The sequence below is a fragment of the uncultured Methylophaga sp. genome, assembly GCF_947259025.1.
Lineage (GTDB): Bacteria > Pseudomonadota > Gammaproteobacteria > Nitrosococcales > Methylophagaceae > Methylophaga.
In genome coordinates, this window is sequence record NZ_CAMYKO010000005.1 from 590,320 (window position 1) to 608,577 (window position 18,258).

At 53.2% G+C, this 18,258-nt stretch carries 16 protein-coding genes and 2 tRNA genes; 11 read left to right on the forward strand and 7 right to left on the reverse strand.

The window, feature by feature from the left end; genetic code table 11:
• Nucleotides 1-61: 61 nt before the first annotated feature.
• On the reverse strand, nucleotides 62-2,623 hold the full coding sequence (gene mutS, locus Q0X64_RS08870) for a DNA mismatch repair protein MutS (protein WP_297811546.1): 2,562 nt from the start codon (nucleotides 2,621-2,623) through the stop codon (nucleotides 62-64).
• Nucleotides 2,624-2,639: 16 nt separating this feature from the next.
• On the opposite strand from mutS, the gene Q0X64_RS08875 reads away from it, so the two are divergent.
• The 9 genes from Q0X64_RS08875 to Q0X64_RS08915 all read left to right on the forward strand — a co-directional run bounded on the left by Q0X64_RS08875 (nucleotide 2,640) and on the right by Q0X64_RS08915 (nucleotide 10,371).
• Nucleotides 2,640-3,140, forward strand: coding sequence for a nicotinamide-nucleotide amidohydrolase family protein (locus Q0X64_RS08875; RefSeq protein WP_297811549.1), 501 nt, complete (start codon nucleotides 2,640-2,642; stop codon nucleotides 3,138-3,140).
• Nucleotides 3,141-3,195: 55 nt separating this feature from the next.
• Nucleotides 3,196-4,236, forward strand: coding sequence for a recombinase RecA (gene recA / locus Q0X64_RS08880; RefSeq protein ID WP_297811552.1), 1,041 nt, complete (start codon nucleotides 3,196-3,198; stop codon nucleotides 4,234-4,236).
• Nucleotides 4,233-4,682, forward strand: a complete 450-nt coding sequence (gene recX / locus Q0X64_RS08885) for a recombination regulator RecX (protein ID WP_297811554.1) — start codon at nucleotides 4,233-4,235, stop codon at nucleotides 4,680-4,682. The genes recA and recX overlap by 4 nt, the downstream gene beginning before the upstream one ends.
• Nucleotides 4,672-7,275 carry an alanine--tRNA ligase gene (gene alaS, locus Q0X64_RS08890; protein WP_297811557.1) on the forward strand — a complete coding sequence of 868 codons (2,604 nt, stop codon included), beginning with the start codon at nucleotides 4,672-4,674 and terminating at the stop codon, nucleotides 7,273-7,275. The genes recX and alaS overlap by 11 nt, the downstream gene beginning before the upstream one ends.
• Before the next feature lie 3 nt (nucleotides 7,276-7,278).
• The gene (locus Q0X64_RS08895; protein ID WP_297811559.1) at nucleotides 7,279-8,505 is read left to right on the forward strand and encodes an aspartate kinase; all 1,227 of its coding nucleotides are present in this window, start codon (nucleotides 7,279-7,281) and stop codon (nucleotides 8,503-8,505) included.
• Nucleotides 8,506-8,739: 234 nt separating this feature from the next.
• Nucleotides 8,740-8,925, forward strand: a complete 186-nt coding sequence (gene csrA, locus Q0X64_RS08900) for a carbon storage regulator CsrA (protein ID WP_297811562.1) — start codon at nucleotides 8,740-8,742, stop codon at nucleotides 8,923-8,925.
• Between the two features lie 55 nt (nucleotides 8,926-8,980).
• Nucleotides 8,981-9,071, forward strand: a tRNA-Ser gene (locus tag Q0X64_RS08905).
• A gap of 49 nt (nucleotides 9,072-9,120) precedes the next feature.
• Nucleotides 9,121-9,197, forward strand: a tRNA-Arg gene (locus tag Q0X64_RS08910).
• A gap of 265 nt (nucleotides 9,198-9,462) precedes the next feature.
• Entirely contained in the window at nucleotides 9,463-10,371 is a 909-nt protein-coding gene (locus tag Q0X64_RS08915) for a diguanylate cyclase (protein WP_297811567.1), read from the forward strand.
• Here the strand turns inward: Q0X64_RS08915 and Q0X64_RS08920 are convergent.
• The 5 genes from Q0X64_RS08920 to amrS all read right to left on the reverse strand — a co-directional run bounded on the left by Q0X64_RS08920 (nucleotide 10,361) and on the right by amrS (nucleotide 16,020).
• On the reverse strand, nucleotides 10,361-12,349 hold the full coding sequence (locus tag Q0X64_RS08920; RefSeq protein WP_297811570.1) for a hypothetical protein: 1,989 nt from the start codon (nucleotides 12,347-12,349) through the stop codon (nucleotides 10,361-10,363). The genes Q0X64_RS08915 and Q0X64_RS08920 overlap by 11 nt on opposite strands.
• 30 nt (nucleotides 12,350-12,379) lie before the next feature.
• Nucleotides 12,380-13,621 carry a carboxylate--amine ligase gene (locus Q0X64_RS08925; RefSeq protein ID WP_297811573.1) on the reverse strand — a complete coding sequence of 414 codons (1,242 nt, stop codon included), beginning with the start codon at nucleotides 13,619-13,621 and terminating at the stop codon, nucleotides 12,380-12,382.
• A gap of 287 nt (nucleotides 13,622-13,908) precedes the next feature.
• Nucleotides 13,909-14,310 (reverse strand): helix-turn-helix domain-containing protein, encoded by a 402-nt coding sequence (locus tag Q0X64_RS08930; RefSeq protein WP_297811576.1) that lies wholly within the window; start codon nucleotides 14,308-14,310, stop codon nucleotides 13,909-13,911.
• 43 nt (nucleotides 14,311-14,353) lie between these two features.
• Nucleotides 14,354-14,905, reverse strand: coding sequence for a DUF2726 domain-containing protein (locus tag Q0X64_RS08935; RefSeq protein ID WP_297811579.1), 552 nt, complete (start codon nucleotides 14,903-14,905; stop codon nucleotides 14,354-14,356).
• An 11-nt stretch (nucleotides 14,906-14,916) separates the two neighbouring features.
• Complete coding sequence (amrS, locus tag Q0X64_RS08940; protein WP_297811581.1) at nucleotides 14,917-16,020, reverse strand: AmmeMemoRadiSam system radical SAM enzyme; 1,104 nt, start codon at nucleotides 16,018-16,020, stop codon at nucleotides 14,917-14,919.
• Between the two features lie 85 nt (nucleotides 16,021-16,105).
• Between amrS and amrB the strand changes: the two genes are divergently transcribed.
• Both amrB and amrA read left to right on the forward strand, forming a co-directional pair.
• Nucleotides 16,106-16,894, forward strand: a complete 789-nt coding sequence (gene amrB / locus Q0X64_RS08945) for an AmmeMemoRadiSam system protein B (RefSeq protein ID WP_297811584.1) — start codon at nucleotides 16,106-16,108, stop codon at nucleotides 16,892-16,894.
• Between the two features lie 2 nt (nucleotides 16,895-16,896).
• The gene (gene amrA / locus Q0X64_RS08950) at nucleotides 16,897-17,448 is read left to right on the forward strand and encodes an AmmeMemoRadiSam system protein A (RefSeq protein WP_297811586.1); all 552 of its coding nucleotides are present in this window, start codon (nucleotides 16,897-16,899) and stop codon (nucleotides 17,446-17,448) included.
• Between the two features lie 17 nt (nucleotides 17,449-17,465).
• Here the strand turns inward: amrA and Q0X64_RS08955 are convergent, their stop codons facing one another.
• A complete protein-coding gene (locus Q0X64_RS08955; protein WP_297811589.1) occupies nucleotides 17,466-18,239 on the reverse strand; it encodes a TIGR01458 family HAD-type hydrolase in 774 nt (257 codons plus the stop codon).
• Nucleotides 18,240-18,258: the final 19 nt, after the last annotated feature.

An 18,258-nucleotide genomic window follows, 5' to 3' on the forward strand; every position in this document is an offset into this window, starting at 1 on the left:
TGAAGTAACGTCCCGCCAGCCTTGTCTGTTTATGCGAAAATCTGCGTAATCTGCGGATAAGTTACATACCCGCTTTCGCCATACGGCTTAACTCATACAGCAAATCCAGCGCCTGTCTGGGACTGAGTTCATCAGGACTGATTTGCTGCAGCCGTTTTTCCAGCTCGGACTGTTCATTGCTGACAAACAGATCCGGTTGCGGTGCATTCTGAACGGCTTCGCCCTGATAGCGGCTCTGTTCCAGTTGTTGCAGCTTCATTCTCGCCGCTGAAATCACATCTGCCGGCACCCCGGCCAGATGCGCCACCTGCAGGCCGTAGCTCTGATTCGCCGCCCCTTCTTTGAGCTGATGCAAAAACACAATCTTGTCACCATGCTCAATCGCATCCAGATGGACATTGCGCGCCTTGTCGAATAATTCAGGCAGTTGCGTCATTTCAAAGTAATGGGTGGCGAACAGGCTATAAGCGCCAATATCGCGGATCAGTTTTTCAGCGCAGGACCAGGCCAGAGCCAGACCATCAAAGGTGCTGGTGCCGCGGCCGATTTCATCCATCAAAACCAAGCTGTGATGCGTGGCATTGTTAAGAATATTGGCGGCCTCGTTCATTTCCACCATAAAGGTCGAACGGCCAGCGGCCAGATCATCCGACGCGCCGATACGGGTAAAGACCTGATCGACCGGCCCAATCACCGCCCTGCTCGCCGGCACAAAACTGCCCATATGGGCCATCACTACGATCAGCGCCGTCTGGCGCATATAAGTGGATTTACCGCCCATATTGGGGCCGGTAATAATCAACATCGGCTGGCTGCCGGAAAGTCTTAAATCATTGGCACAAAATGGCGCGCTTTGACTGGCTTCGACCACAGGATGACGGCCCGCTTCGATACTGATTCCGGCCTCATCAGTAAATTGCGGTGCGACATAATCCAGCGTCTCGGCGCGTTCCGCCAGATTGGCTAAAACATCCAATTCAGACAGTGCAGCCGCTGAATGCTCCAGCGCTGGCAACTCGGGCAGCAGTTTGTCGAACAGCCCGTCGTAGAGTGACTTTTCCAGTGCCAACGCTTTTTCATTGGCGCTTAGCACCTGTTCTTCGAAACTTTTCAATTCAGGCGTGATATAGCGCTCGGCATTCTTCAGGGTCTGCCGACGCACGTACTCGGTGGGCACTTCAATATCATGGGCACGGCTGAATTCAATGTAATAGCCATGCACCTTGTTGTAACCAACCTTAAGGCTGCTGACCCCGGTACGCTCGCGTTCACGCACTTCGACATCATCGAGAAAACCGCTGGCGTTCTGATGCAGATCGCGCAGCCGATCCAGTTCTTCATCGTAACCGGGCCGAATCACCCCGCCATCACGAATCAATACCGGCGGTTCATCCAGGATGGCCGTTTGCAACAGCTGCTTTAATTCGCTGAAATGCCCCAGGGTTCGATCCAAATGACGCAAATGCAGGCTGGTCATCGGTTTCAGTAAGTCATGCATGTCCGGCAGCATGTCCAGCATGCGCCGCAGGTGCATAAAATCGCGGGGCCGGGCACTACGCAGCGCAATCCGTGACAAAATTCGCTCGATATCACCCAGTGGTCGCATCAACGCATGACAATCACTGAATGTTTGCTTATCAATAAACTGCTGAATGCCTTCCTGACGCTGCTTTAACGTCCGGGTATCTCGAATCGGCCGCATCAGCCAGCGTCTCAGCAGACGCGCGCCCATCGGTGTGGCGGTTTTATCCAGTACTGAAATCAAAGTATTGTCACGACCGCCTGCCAGGTTCTGTTCCAGTTCCAGGTTACGTCGTGACTGCGGATCCAGACGGATGCTGTCCTTGGTATATTCAACGCGAACCTGGCGCAGATGCGGTAAGGCGGTGCGGTGGGTTTGCTGGGCATAATTGAGCAGACAGCCAGCAGCACTGGTGGCCAGGGCCAGATCATCACAGCCAAAGCCTTTTAAATCCGGTGTTTTGAAATGTTCACACAGCCGCGTTCGCGCCGCTTTCTGTTCAAAGTGCCACTGTGGCAATGGCCGCAAAGATTTTTCAAAATTCTGGAAATCATCCAGTTCGCTATCGCTGATCAAAATTTCAGCGGGTTGCAAACGCGCCAGTTCAGCGAAAAGCTCACTCTGGCTGTCCATTTCAGCCACGCTAAAACGGCCACTGGCAATCTCCGCCGAGGCAAGGCCATAACGGCCCTTATTGTGACTGACTGCAACCAGCAGGTTTTCATTGCGACTGTCGAGCAGGGCTTCTTCGGTCAAGGTGCCGGGCGTTAAAACCCGCACCACTTTCCTTTCTACCGGGCCTTTGCTTTTGGCCGGATCGCCGGTCTGTTCACAAATCGCTACCGACTCACCCAGTTTGATTAGCCGCGACAGGTAGCTGTCGGCGGCATGGTATGGCACACCGGCCATCGGGATCGGTGCGCCGTTACTGCTGCCCCTGGCGGTCAGGGTGATATCCAGCAACTCGGCGGCTTTATGCGCATCATCAAAAAACAACTCGTAAAAGTCGCCCATGCGATAAAACAGCAAAAAATCAGGATGTTCCGCCTTGATGCGCAGATACTGCTGCATCATCGGTGTATGATTTTGGGATTGAGTCATCGCAATAGTGTATATCATGAAAAAAATTTCTGACGCCTCCCTCACGCAGCAGGTTGACGAAGTGGCTGAGCTGTTACTGCAGCTGGGCAAAACCCTGGTGACTGCCGAGTCCTGCACCGGTGGCTGGGTCGCTAAATGCTGCACCGACAAACCCGGCAGTTCCGCCTGGTTTGAACGTGGCTTTGTGACCTACAGCAATCAGGCTAAACAGGATCAACTCGGCGTTGATCCCGATACATTGGATAAAAACGGCGCAGTCAGTCTCTCGGTGGTAGAAGAAATGGCCTTTGGTGCCCTCTCCCACTCGCAGGCCGATTTAAGCATCGCCATCACCGGTGTTGCCGGCCCAGATGGCGGTACTGAGCAAAAGCCGGTGGGCATGGTTTGGATCGGTTGGGGCATCAGAAACGGCGGCGTTCACAGCATCTGTTTTCAGTTCGATGGTGATCGTGATGCGGTTCGCAGACAGGCCGTGTTTGAGGCCCTGTCAGGGATCGTTAAAAACGCTAGAGACTGACTGCTATCTATGGGATAATCCATTAATTTACACCAACAAGCTCAGGGGTGGCGCAATGGACGAAGACAGAAAGAAAGCGCTCGGTGCAGCGCTGGGACAGATTGAAAAGCAATTCGGTAAAGGCACGGTCATGCGTCTGGGCGACGCCGGTGCTTCACGCGATATCGCTTCTGTCTCGACCGGCTCTTTGGGGCTGGATATTGCACTGGGCATCGGTGGTCTGCCACGTGGCCGTGTTATCGAAATCTACGGCCCGGAATCATCTGGTAAAACCACGCTGACGCTGCACGCCATTGCCGAAATGCAAAAACAGGGCGGCACCGCGGCTTTTGTCGATGCTGAGCACGCCCTGGATCCGGTCTATGCCGAAAAGCTGGGCGTTAATATCGACGACCTGCTGGTCTCCCAACCTGACACCGGTGAACAGGCACTGGAAATCACCGATATGCTGGTCCGTTCCGGCGCTGTGGATATCGTCGTGGTCGACTCGGTCGCGGCGCTCACGCCCAAAGCTGAAATCGAAGGCGAAATGGGCGACAGCCACATGGGCCTGCAGGCCCGCCTGATGTCTCAGGCTTTGCGTAAGCTGACGGCTAACATCAAACGTTCCAACACCCTGGTGATTTTCATCAACCAGATCCGGATGAAGATCGGTGTGATGTTCGGTAACCCGGAAACCACCACCGGCGGTAACGCGCTCAAATTCTACTCTTCTGTCCGTCTCGATATCCGCCGTATCGGTGCTATCAAGAAAGGTGACGAAATCCTGGGTAATGAAACTCGCGTTAAAGTCGTTAAAAACAAAGTCGCGCCGCCGTTCAAACAGGTCGAATTCGATATTCTCTACGGCCAGGGCATTTCCCGCGAAGGCGAGCTGATTGATCTGGGCGTCAAGGAAAAAATCGTCGAAAAATCCGGTGCCTGGTACAGCTATGACGGCAACCGTATCGGCCAGGGCAAAGACAATGTCCGTAGTTTCCTGCGCGAAAACCCGGAAATGGCGGCCGAGATCGAAGCCAAATTGCGTGACATCATGCTGCCCAAACCGACCAAGTCCAAACAGAGCGACGAGGTCGAGGACGATCTGGAGGCGTGAAGAAAACGGCCAGTGAACAAGCTGTGAGCTACCTGGCCCGCCGTGAGCACAGTGCCCTGGAACTGCGCCGTAAACTGGACAAGTCCGGCTTTGACACGGCAGATATAGAACTTGTCCTGTCCCAGTTACAGCAGGCTGATTTGCAGAGCGATGAGCGCTTTGCCGAGAGTTATGTCCGCTCCCGTACCGGCCGCGGTTATGGAAAAACACGGATCCGTATGGAACTGCAGGAACGTGGTGTCGCCGACGAGTTGATTCGCGACAGCCTGCAGCAAGCAGAAATAGATTGGTTTGCCCTGGCAGCTGAAGTCAGGCGTAAACGTTTTGGCGAGCAAAACCCGGAAGACTTTAAAAGCCGTGCCAAGCAGCAGCGGTTTTTACAGTATCGGGGTTTTTCTCATGACGAGATAACAGAAAGTTTTAATTTAACTGATAATGAAAAGTAGCGCTGATATACGCAAATTGTTCCTCGACTTCTTTGCCGACAAGGGACACGAGGTAGTTTCCAGCAGTCCGCTGGTACCGGCTAATGACCCGACCCTGCTGTTCACCAACGCCGGCATGGTGCAGTTCAAGGAAACCTTTCTGGGCCAGGAAACCCGTGCCTACACACGTGCGGTGACGACTCAGCGCTGCGTTCGCGCTGGCGGCAAACATAATGACTTGGAAAATGTCGGCTACACCGCTCGCCATCACACTTTCTTCGAAATGCTGGGTAACTTCAGTTTCGGCGATTACTTCAAACGTGAAGCGATTCAGTATGCCTGGGAGTTTCTGACCGTCACCTTAGGCCTGCCTGCCGATAAGTTGTGGGTCACCGTGTTCGAGGAAGACGACGAAGCGGCCGATATCTGGCTCAAGGAAATCGGCATTTCCGAAAACCAGTTCTCACGCATCGGCGCCAAGGATAACTTCTGGTCAATGGGTGATACCGGTCCCTGTGGCCCCTGCTCCGAAGTTTTCTATGACCACGGCCCGGAAGTCGCTGGCGGTCCGCCGGGTACACCGGAAGAAGACGGCGACCGTTATATCGAGATCTGGAACCTGGTGTTCATGCAGTACAACCGCAGTGCCGATGGCACGCTGACACCGCTGCCTAAACCCTCGGTTGATACCGGCATGGGCCTGGAACGCCTGGCCGCAGTGCTGCAAAACAAACACAACAATTACGATATCGACCTGTTCCAGCACTTGATTAAAGCCATTCAGGATTTGTCCGGTACAGAGGACAGCAGCAACTTCTCGCTGCGCGTCATCGCCGACCATATCCGCTCCTGCTCGTTCATGATTGCCGATGGCGTACACCCTTCCAATGAAGGCCGCGGTTATGTGCTGCGCCGTATTATTCGCCGAGCAATTCGTCACGGACACAAGCTGGGTCTCAAAGATGCTTTCTTCTCCAAGCTGGTTCAGCCTTTAGTTGATGAGATGGGCGAAGCCTTCCCAGAACTGGCCCAGGCTCAGGCTTTAGTGGAAAAAGCCCTGCTCCAGGAAGAAAACCGCTTTGCCGATACCCTCGATAACGGTCTGCGTATTCTGGATCAGGCCATCGAAGATATGGGTGACAAGGAAATTCCGGGTGAGACCGTGTTCCTGCTCTATGACACTTATGGCTTCCCGATTGATCTGACTGCAGATATTGCCCGCGAACGCGGCCTGACTATTGATATCGCCGGTTTTGAGCGGGAAATGGAAGCCCAGCGCAATCGTGCCCGCAGTGCCAGCCAGTTCAGCGGCGCTGTTGGCGAATCGGTCACTATCGATACGCAAACCGACTTCTGCGGCTACGACCACACCCAGGAAAGCGGCACCATTACCGATATTATTGTCGGTGATGAACATGTCGATAGTCTGAAACAAGGTCAGGAAGGCATTCTGGTACTGGATCACACGCCGTTTTATGCCGAGTCCGGCGGCCAGGTCGGTGACCATGGCGAGATCACTTCTGATAAAGCCAGCTTCAGCGTCACCGATACCCGTAAACAGGGCAAAGCCTTCACGCATATCGGTCGCTGCGAAAACGGTGGTTTCCAGGTCGGTGAGACAGTCACTGCCCAAGTTGATGAGAACAACCGCCAGGCAACGGCGTTGAATCACTCCGCCACTCACCTCTTGCATGCTGCTTTAAGAAATGTGCTGGGTGATCATGTCACGCAGAAAGGCTCTTTGGTTGATCCACAGCGTCTGCGTTTTGACTTTTCTCACTTTGAGCCGGTGACGCCTGGTCAGTTGCATGAAATCGAACGCATGGTCAATCAGCAGATCCGCTTGAACCACCCGGTGGAAACCCGTCTGATGGCGTTGGAAGAAGCCAAGAAAAGCGGTGCCATGGCGCTGTTCGGTGAAAAGTACGATGAAAAAGTCCGCGTGCTGAGCATGAGCGACTTTTCTATCGAACTCTGCGGCGGTACCCACGTTAATAGCACCGGCGATATCGGTCTGTTCAAAATTATCGCCGAAGCCGGTATCGCATCGGGAGTACGCCGCATTGAAGCCGTTACCGGCGAAACCGCACTCGACTATATCGACGGCACCCAGTCCACGCTTGATCAGGTCGCCGACTTGCTCAAAACCAAGCCGGAAAACGTGCAGGATAAAACCTCGGCCCTGGTCCAGCGCTCGCGCGAGCTGGAAAAAGAGCTGGAAAGCCTTAAAGCCAAACTGGCCAGCAGTGCCGGTGACGACCTGGCCGGATCTGCCCAGGACATTAATGGCATCAAAGTGCTCGCCTCCAGCCTGGAAGGCGCTGATGGTAAAGCCCTGCGTGAAGCCGTTGACCAGCTAAAAAACAAGCTGGGCAGCGCTGCTATCGTGCTGACTTCAGTCAAGGATGAAAAAATCACAATTATTGCTGGCGTCACCAAGGACATTACCGATAAAATCCGCGCCGGCGATCTGGTCGGTCATGTGGCCGGCCAGGTCGGTGGTAAAGGTGGCGGTCGTCCTGATATGGCTCAGGGCGGCGGTAATGAACCCCAGAATCTGCCAGCCGCACTGGCGTCTGTATCGGACTGGGTTGGCTCTAAGCTGGAAAACTAAAGCATGTCTTTAATTGTTCAGAAGTACGGCGGGACGTCCGTAGGCAGCGTCGATCGCATCAGAGAAGTGGCTAAAAAAGTCATTGAATATCGTCAGCAGGGCCATGACATGGTGATCGTGGTCTCTGCTATGAGCGGCGAAACCAATCGCCTGATTGATCTGGCTAAACAACTCAATGATCACCCCCGTGGTCGTGAGTTGGATGTCTTACTCTCCACCGGCGAGCAAGTCACCATTGCCCTGCTCAGCATGACCCTGCAACAAATGGGCATGCCTGCCGTGTCTTATACCGGCAGCCAGGTGCGTATCCTGACCGATAACACCCACAACAAAGCCCGCATCATGGAAATCGACGATGGCAAGATCGGCGATGACCTTAAGCAAGGCAAAGTGGTCGTGGTTGCCGGCTTCCAGGGCTGCGATGATAACGGCAATATCACGACACTGGGACGCGGCGGCAGTGATACCACGGCGGTGGCACTGGCAGCAGCGCTGAAAGCGGATGAGTGCCAGATTTACACCGATGTCGATGGGGTGTACACCACCGACCCGCGGGTTGTGCCCGAGGCCCGTCGGCTGGATCACATCACTTTCGAAGAAATGCTGGAAATGGCCAGCCTCGGTGCCAAGGTTTTGCAGATTCGTTCGGTCGAGTTTGCCAGTAAATATAATGTTCCGCTCCGTGTGCTCTCCTCTTTCACCGAAGGAGGTGGCACCTTGATCGCTGCAGAGGACCCATCAATGGAACAAGCGCTTATCTCCGGTATCGCATTCAATCGCGATGAGGCTAAACTCACCATACTCGGCGTGCCCGATCATCCGGGCGTGGCCTCCAAGATTCTGGGCCCGATTGCCGCCGAAAATATCGAAGTCGACATGATCATCCAGAACACTGGTTACGATGCCACTACCGACTTTACCTTCACTGTTCACCGCAATGACTTCAAGTCGGCATTAACTATTCTGCAGAAAACGGCTGAAGCGTTGGGTGCACGTGAAGTCACCGGCGACGAGCATATTGCCAAGATTTCGGTGGTCGGGGTCGGCATGCGTTCTCACGCCGGCATCGCCAGCAGCATGTTCGATGCGCTGGCCAACGAAAACATCAATATCGAAATGATATCCACCTCCGAAATCAAAATTTCCGTCGTGGTTGATGAAAAATATCTGGAACTGGGTGTACGCTCGCTGCACAAGGCATTCGAGCTGGAACAAGACCCAGCTGCCTGATTTTTGTCATAAAATTGACATAGATGTATCGCGTGCAATCAAACTTCCTGATAAAATGTTTGCATGTCTGCGGATAGTCAAGACTATTTCACAGTCCAAAAAGAAAGAGACATTTAAGATCTCTGCACAAGGAAACTTTAAATAGGACAAGGCACGAGGCCTTACTGCATGGAAGAAGCCTGTATTTTCTCCTGGTAACCTCGAGCCTAATTTTGCGAGTAAAGGGGAAAAGTCATGTTAATACTTACACGCCGTGTCGGCGAATCACTCATCATCGGTGATGACGTTGTTGTGAACGTTCTGGGTGTCAAAGGCAACCAGGTCAGAATCGGTGTTGACGCACCGAAAGATGTCTCTGTTCACCGTGAAGAAATCTACGATCGCATCAAGGCTGAAAAAGACGAGCCTAACGCCGGTTAATTTCAGATTATCACTAGCCAAATAGAATACATCTGTTATACTGTGCCGCTTTGAAGGAGAGCTGGCCGAGTGGCTGAAGGCGCGCCCCTGCTAAGGGTGTATAGGGTAATCCCCTATCGAGGGTTCGAATCCCTCGCTCTCCGCCAAATTGATTATTGCAGATGGCTCTCCAAGCCAGTATAATTAAACGCTTTAGCGCCCGTAGCTCAGCTGGATAGAGTACCTGGCTACGAACCAGGCGGTCGGAGGTTCGAATCCTCCCGGGCGCGCCAAAAAGAACACCAGAAAAGCAGTTATTCGCTCAGCGATAACTGCTTTTTTTGTGCTCATCGTTTTCCTGTCACTGTTCTGTGTGACAATCTTCACACTATTGCAAAGACAGAGTCCTAGTCGTGATCATTATGACGGCTTATAACGGCTAGAATACTGAGACTGATTATTTGCCAAACCACATGGTCGCTCAGTTGCCTTATCAGCGATTTTGATTGGCTGACTGGCGATACTCCAAGCTACAGGAAAACAACAACGAGTCATCTTATGAAGATTTTGCTTGTCGACGATAATAAGAAAGATCTCAAAACCAGCGCCAGTCTGGTGGAGGAAGTCGGTCACACACCGATTGTTTGTGATAATGCCCATGAAGCACTGACTTTTTTCGACTCTGAGGCCAGCACACCCTATCTCATTATTACAGATTGGGAAATGCCGGACATGGATGGCAGTGAGCTGTGTCAGCGACTGCGGAACCTGCCATTTACTGTGTCGCCTTATATCATTCTGACCAGTGCCGAAGAGTTCAGCGATGCTGAAGTCTGTGCTTTGGAAAATGGCGCCGATGACTTTATTGAAAAGCCCATGTCATTACGTTCACTAACAGCAAGAATACGAGTCGCTGAGCGCATACTTTCAACACAGTTAAACCTGAGAAACCTGGCGCTGACAGATGGTCTGACCGGCTTGCTTAACCGACGTGCAGGCATGACCGCCATCCAAACACAAATCGCCCGTATCGAGCGCCACGAAAATCTGCATGGCTGCGTCATTATGTGTGACATCGACTATTTCAAACGTATCAATGATAACTACGGCCACACTGCCGGTGATATTGTGCTGCGTGAAGTGGCAAACAGAATGAGTGAGTCACTGCGCCCCTTCGATACGATTTGTCGTTACGGCGGCGAGGAGTTTCTGATTTTCTGTGAAGCCGGTGAAAAAGAAATCACCGCGATCCTAGATCGCATTATGGACGTGGTCTCCAGTGAACCGGTGATGCTGGATAACGGTGACTACCTTCATGTGACCTTAAGCATGGGCTGCCATGTGGATGAGCAATCAGCCCCTTTGACGTCAAAATTAAAACAGGCCGATGAGTTGCTCTACCAGGCCAAGGGGAATGGCCGCAATCAATACGTCACCGACCTGGGTGCGCTCAGCGCTAACGGTTAACACCCCAGCTTTTGTATATTTTCTCCATCACGGTATTCAGTTCCGTTTCGGGCACGGCAGCCAGTTCACCCGGCTCAAGCGGATCAAAATGGAATATGTAGAGTCGCGAGGCAAACTGCTCGAAGGCCAGAGAGGCTTCCCCAAAGCGTTCGCCGTGACCTGATGTGCTGACCAGTATGTCGTCGCCCCAATGCTGACCGCTGTCATTATTGGGGTTATAGAAATAAACCCGCATGGTCTGCTCCTGATCCAGCGCCACGCGTAAGATACTGATCGCATGCCAGCCGATAAAGCGCATAGCGCTGTCGGTAATGGCAACCCCCGCAGGCTGCGGATGAATCAGCGGCTGATTTCCGTTGTAATAGGGATGATAACTAGCATAAAAGCGTCGCAGGAAGGCATCCAGGTTAACCAGCTTGCCTGTGGGCACATCGACATTGATATCAAAACCGCGGCCACACCACCAGCCATGAAACTCCGGATTGACCCAGCGATGAGGGTCGCTCTCACGCTCGGCACAGCGCCGACCCATTTCGGCATAGATGCGATCCAGGTGCGGCACTAAAATTAATGAGACCGGATCCAGATCCATCGGCAGTTCCGAAGCGACGCCCGATGGCAAAGTTTTCGAGGAAAGTGCCTGTCCTTCAAAATGCATAATGACTTCATCGTCACGCGCTGCCCAGACCAGTAACTGCAACAGATAATCCGGATCCTGGTAAGCCCACATGGAAATCGCCCGCGCAGACTGACAGGTCGGATTATTACCCTGCCCCACGCCCAGCGGCTGACCCAGTACACACAAGACGCCTTCCAGTAATCGGATTTCCGGCGCCGGATTGTCACCGAACAAAGTCAGCAAGCGTTGGCGCGCAAAGTCCGATAATGGCAGCGATAACTGCCGCCACAAAGCCGGGGCCAGTGGTGGTTGATAGAGTATGCTACGCTCAAGCATCATCGCCAGGCCATAAATGGCCTGTGCGCTGGCCGGGTGTACCGCCTTATCGATCAGCGCGTGAACCAATTCCTGGAAACTGAGCAGGCAGTCACGGCCTGTAGATGATAACCCCAAGGCTTCGCTCAGCAGGTGATCACTGTTTTCAACAAGGTATCGCAATAAAACAGCATGATAGGGAGACACCAGACCGGTATCATGCATGGCCCGGGCAAAACCGGTGGCTTCATATTGCAGCGCCGCGGCATCCATTGTTGCCAGTCTTTCCAGATAGACATCGACGCCGGGATCTTCGCGGCAGCTCTGGGTGGGACCATAAAGGCTGCTAATAAGTCGATCGGCACCCTGCCCGCTGGTGCCCAGATCAATATCCGGGCTTTGCTGACAAATGGCTATTTGAGTGACCATTTGCTTGATGTTGGCGAGCTGAATCGGTCGCTGCTGCAAAATACGCCAGATTTCGTCGATCAGTTGCTCGATGATGTGTTCGTAGCCAATACGCTCGGCCAGGTGCTGTAATAAATGCCGGCTAAGCTGACCCAGCTTGCCTTGTCGGGTTCTCTCGGCTTCATCAGCGGCACTGAACAGCCGCTCCAGATTAATCGCCAGCACATGCGTCAGGTGATGATGCGCCTGTTCGGCGGACACATGCTGATGCTTGTAGACACCTTTCGCTACCGCCAGCAATCGCAGATTACTCAGCGCTTCCATCACCACGCTATTGGCATCAGCACTTTTCAGCGCCTGGGCACTGAGTGAGGGAATCAGGATTTGCGGCTGGGCGTAATCGGTGTTGTTGAACACGCCTGCCTGTTCAATCCGCTGCATATAAGACTCAATCAGCGCACAGCCGCCCGGCTGTTGCATGATACGGCGGCAGCAATCAAACAAGCGCGAGACCTTGTCCGGCTTGATAAAGTCCCGCGCCTGCTGGAGCAGGTCAATCGCCTGCTCCAGTTGCTCAATCAAATGCGGACTGGTCTCGGCAACGCTATGGCCGGTGTTGCTGGCGGATTCAATCAAACTACTTCCTCAGTATCTAACGCCGCGCGATCAGATGTAGAAATCGAGTGATTCCTGGTGTTCCAGTAAATCGCGCATGGTTAATGCATCATCGCCGAAAAAGTATAGCAAACCCCAGTGGGTGCCGAACGCGGTACGTTTGGTCACTGTGGCCTCAAGCGGCTGATTCAGATCATGGAAGTCGTAATAGGGATGATTCTCGGTTTCTTCCGGAATCTCCAGGCGGCTCACCACACGCAGGCGTGGATAGACACCGAAACAACCGGCATGGCCCTTGGCATCGACCACTTCGCGGGGGAAGAAATCGGTGATTTCCTGTTCGGTGGTTTTAGGGTCAAAGGCCAGAATCATTCCCTGATAGGCATTAAAGCCGTAGGCGCGCTCAAGCAGTTCAAAGACTTTGAAACCGGGCGGCCGGTAGGCGACTTCGCCAAAGTACATTTCACCATCACTGGTGACGAAATATTCGGGGTGAATGAAGCCGAATTCAATATCGAACGTTTTGATCAGCTTCTCAATTTGCTGCGTGATCTGGTCACGGTATTTTTCCAGCTCCGGTGAAGCAGGCACAAACACCGAGTAACCCAAGGTGACGTATTCGGAAATGTTGAGAAAGCGGATCTTGCCATTGTGAATCCAGGCTTCAACAGCAAACTCCCAACCATCCAGATGTGACTCCATCAGCACCGGAAACTCTTCATCGGGGATGGTATCCACCTCATCCGGTGTGCGGATAACCCGGTGGCCCAGACAACCGGCTTTGTCGAACGCTTTCAGGTGAATCGGATCGTTGGGATCGCCATCAAGCTTGAGCAGCGTCTGGTTAACGCGCTTCAGAAAACGGATGACGTCGCCCTTGTCATGCGCCTCCTCGAAAATGCCGACCCGGATACCCCCTAATTGTGCGCGGCGTTTCATCAGCGCCTTGTCACGCAAAAGCATTGATTGGCCCAGCAAACGCGGATTATCCATCAATACCGAGTTGATAGCGCCGGCCCATTCCACGGTTTCCTCAAACAGGGGAATGGCCACATCCACCCCCTGCTCTTTCAGGGTCTGGGCGATTTCCATGGAACGATCATTGAGGCGCTCAAAATTCCACTTGATGTAGGGGATATCGTGCTGTTTACAGTAATCCTCGGCCCAGTCAGGGGCGACCACCACATAACGGCGGTCAAAATCCTCGGCCGCCTCGACAGCGTTCAGACTCCAGCCCAACAGCGCGATATAGCCTTTTTCCGGATTATAAGATGAGGGGGTTTCAGACGACATGTTGCACTCCTCTGCAGCGATAAAAAGAACCGGCCGTATCACGACCTCTTGCCAGGGTTTCAGAGCTCATGCGCCATTTAAAAAAGATTACGGCGCGCCTGAGCGGTTTCAGCGCCCGGCTTGCGAGTTAAATTCCCGACCTGTCTTAGAGGTGACAGCAATTGATTGCCATTGGTTTACAAAGCGACCTTGAGGACGCTCCTTCCAACTGGATAAAACAACTTGTAGCGTACAGGCTGTGTCAGGCTTGGCGAGGGTTCGAGAGGCCCGGCTGTCAGTTGAAATCGCTAGTCTTTTTTCTTCTTGGCTTTTTTGGCTTTCTTTTTGTTTTTCTTATCTTTCTTTTTATCTTTGTCTTTCTTGGCGTCTTTCTTGTTTTTGACCTTTTTCTTGTCTTTATCCTTTTTGGCTTTCTTCTTGGATTTTTTGTCTCCACCCGCGCCGGAGCTGACGGCATCTGATTGTGTCGCCTGCTGTTTCAAAGCCTGCATGCCCAGGCGCCGGAAACGCGTAACGATATACTTGACCTGGCCAATACTGAGGCCACTGGCCTCGGCAGCGGCTGCCTGGGTCATGCCCTGATGAATGGCGAGTAAAGCGGCAGCCCGCTGACTGTCAGGCAAAGCACTGGCAGCCAGTGTTTTACAGGCGGTCACGTCACGGGGTTTGAGTAAGCGGGTTGTAGTCATAACTATTCCTTATCATGGGCTCACTTTGAATGGGCTTGCCGTCTCACTGGCGCTGACGATCCTGGCCCGGCTCGAGATAGACTTTGACATCATCCGAAGGTGGTTTATCGACAATAATGGTCGGCTCCAGCAGCATTTTTACTTTCTGCTGAATGTCTTTATCTGTCAAAGCATTATGCTCATCAAACTGCAGATAGGGCAACTTGCCCTGCTCGCATACCTGCTTGATAAACCGTTGACGGGGGCCGGGCCGATCATGATGCACCAGTGCCACCACGCAACTGATGCTGGCGCTGTCCTTATCGACCAGCACAAAGTCGACACTGGTCCGCTCCAGGCGCTGACACAAGTCACGGGAAAGTGGGTCCTTGGCGGCATCGCACAAAAACAGCTCTGCCAGGCAGACTTGACTGTAGACTTCAAAGTCGGCTTCCAGCGCTTGTGCCAACTGCTTTCTGAATGCCGCCACATGGGGTTCGAGTAATTGTTTTCTGCGGGTAATCTTGACCCTAGGTTGACGATTTTTCCGGTTCAGCCGGATAAAAAACCAGAGCAACAGTAATACGGCAATCACAGATGCAGCCTGCCAGACCATTTTTCCCCCTTTTAGCTATGCATATTGACCCTGAGACGCTTCGCACCCCAGTCACCCGGTAAGGCCTCAAAAATACCGGGACAGTGGCTGCCACAGTCGGGACAACAGCCCGATGCATCCAGCCGCCAGTCAGATAACTGATACCAGTCCCGGGCAATTAACAGGGCGCCGCACTGATGGCACCAGGTGCTGTCAGCCTTGGGATCGTGGACATTACCAACATAGGCGTAATGTACACCATTTTGTATCGCAATCTGCCGAGCCCGTCGCACTGTGGCAGACGGTGTAACCGGTTTATCAGTCATTTTCCAGTCAGGGTGGAACACGGTGAAATGCATGGGCACTTCCGGTCCCAGATTTTTCACCACCCACTGCGTCATCTGATCCAACTCTCGATCTGAATCATTTTCACCCGGGATCAGCAGCGTGGTCAGTTCAAACCAGACGGCGGTCTCATGTTTGAGATAAAGCAGTGTCTCCAGTACCGGCTGAAGTTGTGAGCCGGTCACTTTTTGGTAAAAGCGCTCGGTGAAAGCCTTCAGATCAATATTAGCGGCATCCATGTAACGATAAAATTCCTCACGCGGCTCGGCACAGACATAGCCCGCGGTCACCGCAATGCTACGGATATCTCGTTCCTGACAGGCGCGGGCCACATCAATGGCATATTCATGAAAAATGACCGGATCATTATAGGTAAAGGCCACACTGCGGCAGCCGGTTTCCAGTGCCTTATCAGCCAGTTGCTCGGGCGTGGCCCGCGACATCAGCGTGTCCATTTCACGGGACTTGCTGATATCCCAGTTCTGGCAGAATTTACAGGCCAGATTGCAGCCGGCAGTGCCAAAAGACAGTACCGGTGTGCCCGGCAGGAAATGATTCAGGGGCTTTTTCTCAACCGGATCGATCACAAAGCCACTGGACCGACCCCAGGTAGTCAGCTTGACTTCATCATCGAGGTTGGCGCGGACAAAACACAAGCCCCTTTGCCCCGCTTTTAATCGACAGAATCGTGGGCACAAATCACATTGCAGCCGGCCGTCAGCCAGGCGATGCCAGTAACGGCTGCTGACCGTATCACCGGCATCAGAATGCAGGGAAGTGTCGTCAGTCATACTGCCCTCCGCCACTCGGAGATATTGCAAAAACTTGTTGATGAGCAGATACTTGTAATAATACGCCGACACGCGGAGGGTTGCCATGGAAATCGTTCGCCCCAGCGCTGTAGCAGGCCTGTTTTACCCGGCTAATGCTGCAAAATTAATCAAGATGATCGCCAGCAATATGGCTGATTGTGATCTTGATACCACACGCACGCCCAAGGCACTCATCGTGCCCCATGCCGGCTATGTGTATTCCGGCCCGGTGGCGGCGCGCGCCTATAAATATCTGCAACCGATCAAAGACCGTATCAAACGCGTGGTCCTGGTTGGTCCTTCGCACCGGGTGCCATTTGACGGGCTTGCCGTTTCCACTGCCGACTGGTTTGAAACACCGATGGGTTTGATTCAGGTTGATCGCCAGGCTGAAAGTGAAATTATGGCGATAGAAGGCGTTCACGCACTGGAACAGGCCCACGCCCGGGAACACAGTCTCGAGGTGCAACTCCCCTTCCTGCAGTTTTTACTGAATGATTTTAAGATCGTGCCTATCGTTGCCGGCCATGCCAGTCCGCAGCTGGTCGCCAAGGTACTGGAGAAGCTCTGGGACGGGCCGGAAACGCTGGTGGTGATCAGTTCGGATCTGAGTCACTTCCTGGATTATGAAAGCGCCTGTGAAACTGACGCTGAAACCTCGCAGGCGATTATCAGCATGGATAATCATGTGATCGACGGCTTTCACGCCTGTGGCAGTGTCGGCATCAATGGTTTACTGCTTTTCGCCCGCCACCATGATTTACACGGCGAGATCCTGGCGCTGAAAAATTCGGGCGATACGGCCGGCAAAAAGGACAGTGTGGTGGGCTACGGCGCCTACCTGTTTCAATAGATATGTTAGATCGACCAGACCGCTTTCTTTTACGTAAGATTGCCCGTGACGCTATCCAGTACGGGTTGCGTCATCAGGCACCCATGCCTGTTGACCTGGAGAGCCTGCCAGCCAGCATCCGCCAACAACAGGCCTGCTTTGTCACATTATTCGCCACCGGTACCCTGAGAGGCTGCGTTGGTTCGCTGGAAGCTTATCGTCCGCTGGCCGAAGATGTGGCCGCCAATGCGTTTGCCGCCGCATTCCGTGATAATCGTTTTTGCCCTATCAGTCGGGATCTGGTGGATGAACTGGATATTAATATTTCGCTGCTCACGACGCCACAGCCTATTGAATGTGATTGCGAGCAGTCGCTGTTATCTCAGCTTATACCGGGTAAAGACGGACTGATTCTGGAAGCCGGTGAACATCGTGCCACCTTTCTGCCCGCGGTGTGGGACGCTTTACCCAGCCCGGCTCGATTTGTTGCCGAACTGAAACGCAAAGCGGGCTTGCCTATCGATTACTGGTCAGAGCAGATGCAGTGTTACCGCTATCACACCGAGCATTTCTGAGGCTGTGTCGATCAGCGTCAGGACTCGGTGCTCACTGCCTGGCGTTCAAACACCTGACTGACTGCCTCCACCACAGAATCAGCCACTGCCGCCTTGCCGGCCTTGTTTTCATCACCGGGCAGAAACTTGCCGGTACGGACCAGGCAAGCCTGCAGACCGGCATCCATAGCGCCAATAACATCTGACTCTACGTCATCACCTATCATCAATACTTCTGACTTGTCGCAGCCCAGAGAATCCACTGCTGCCCGGAAAAAGCCGGCGGCCGGCTTACCCAGAATGTCTGCCTGGGTATCCGCGGCATATTCCAGCGCCCGGATAAACGGTCCGGCATCCAACTGCAGTTCACCGTCTTTTTTGAAATAGCGGTTAAGCCCGATACCGAGCAGCGGCGCGCCCTGCATCAACAGAGAAAATGCCCGGTTGAGATGCTGGTAATCAAAACCTTCAGCGGCATCGGCGATAACCACCGCATCAGGATCGCTTTGATCCAGATCGGCAAATTCAGCTCTCAGGTCGGGATGAATCAGACAATAAGGTCTGAGACCTTGTTGCTGACAGCGCAGCTTCAATGCCAGCGGCGCGGTGAATATTTCGCTGGCTGCCACCTCAAAGCCCATTTGCCGGAGCTTTTGCATGACAGTCTGACAGGTTGAACGCGAGGTATTGGTGACAAAGCGCATCGGCACCCCGGCCTGACGCAGTTTGGCAATCGTCTCGACCGCACCGCTTATCGGCTGGTTATCAACATGCAAGACACCGCTGATATCGAACAGAATCGCTTTGAGCATCGCAAAGTCTTCCTCTGTT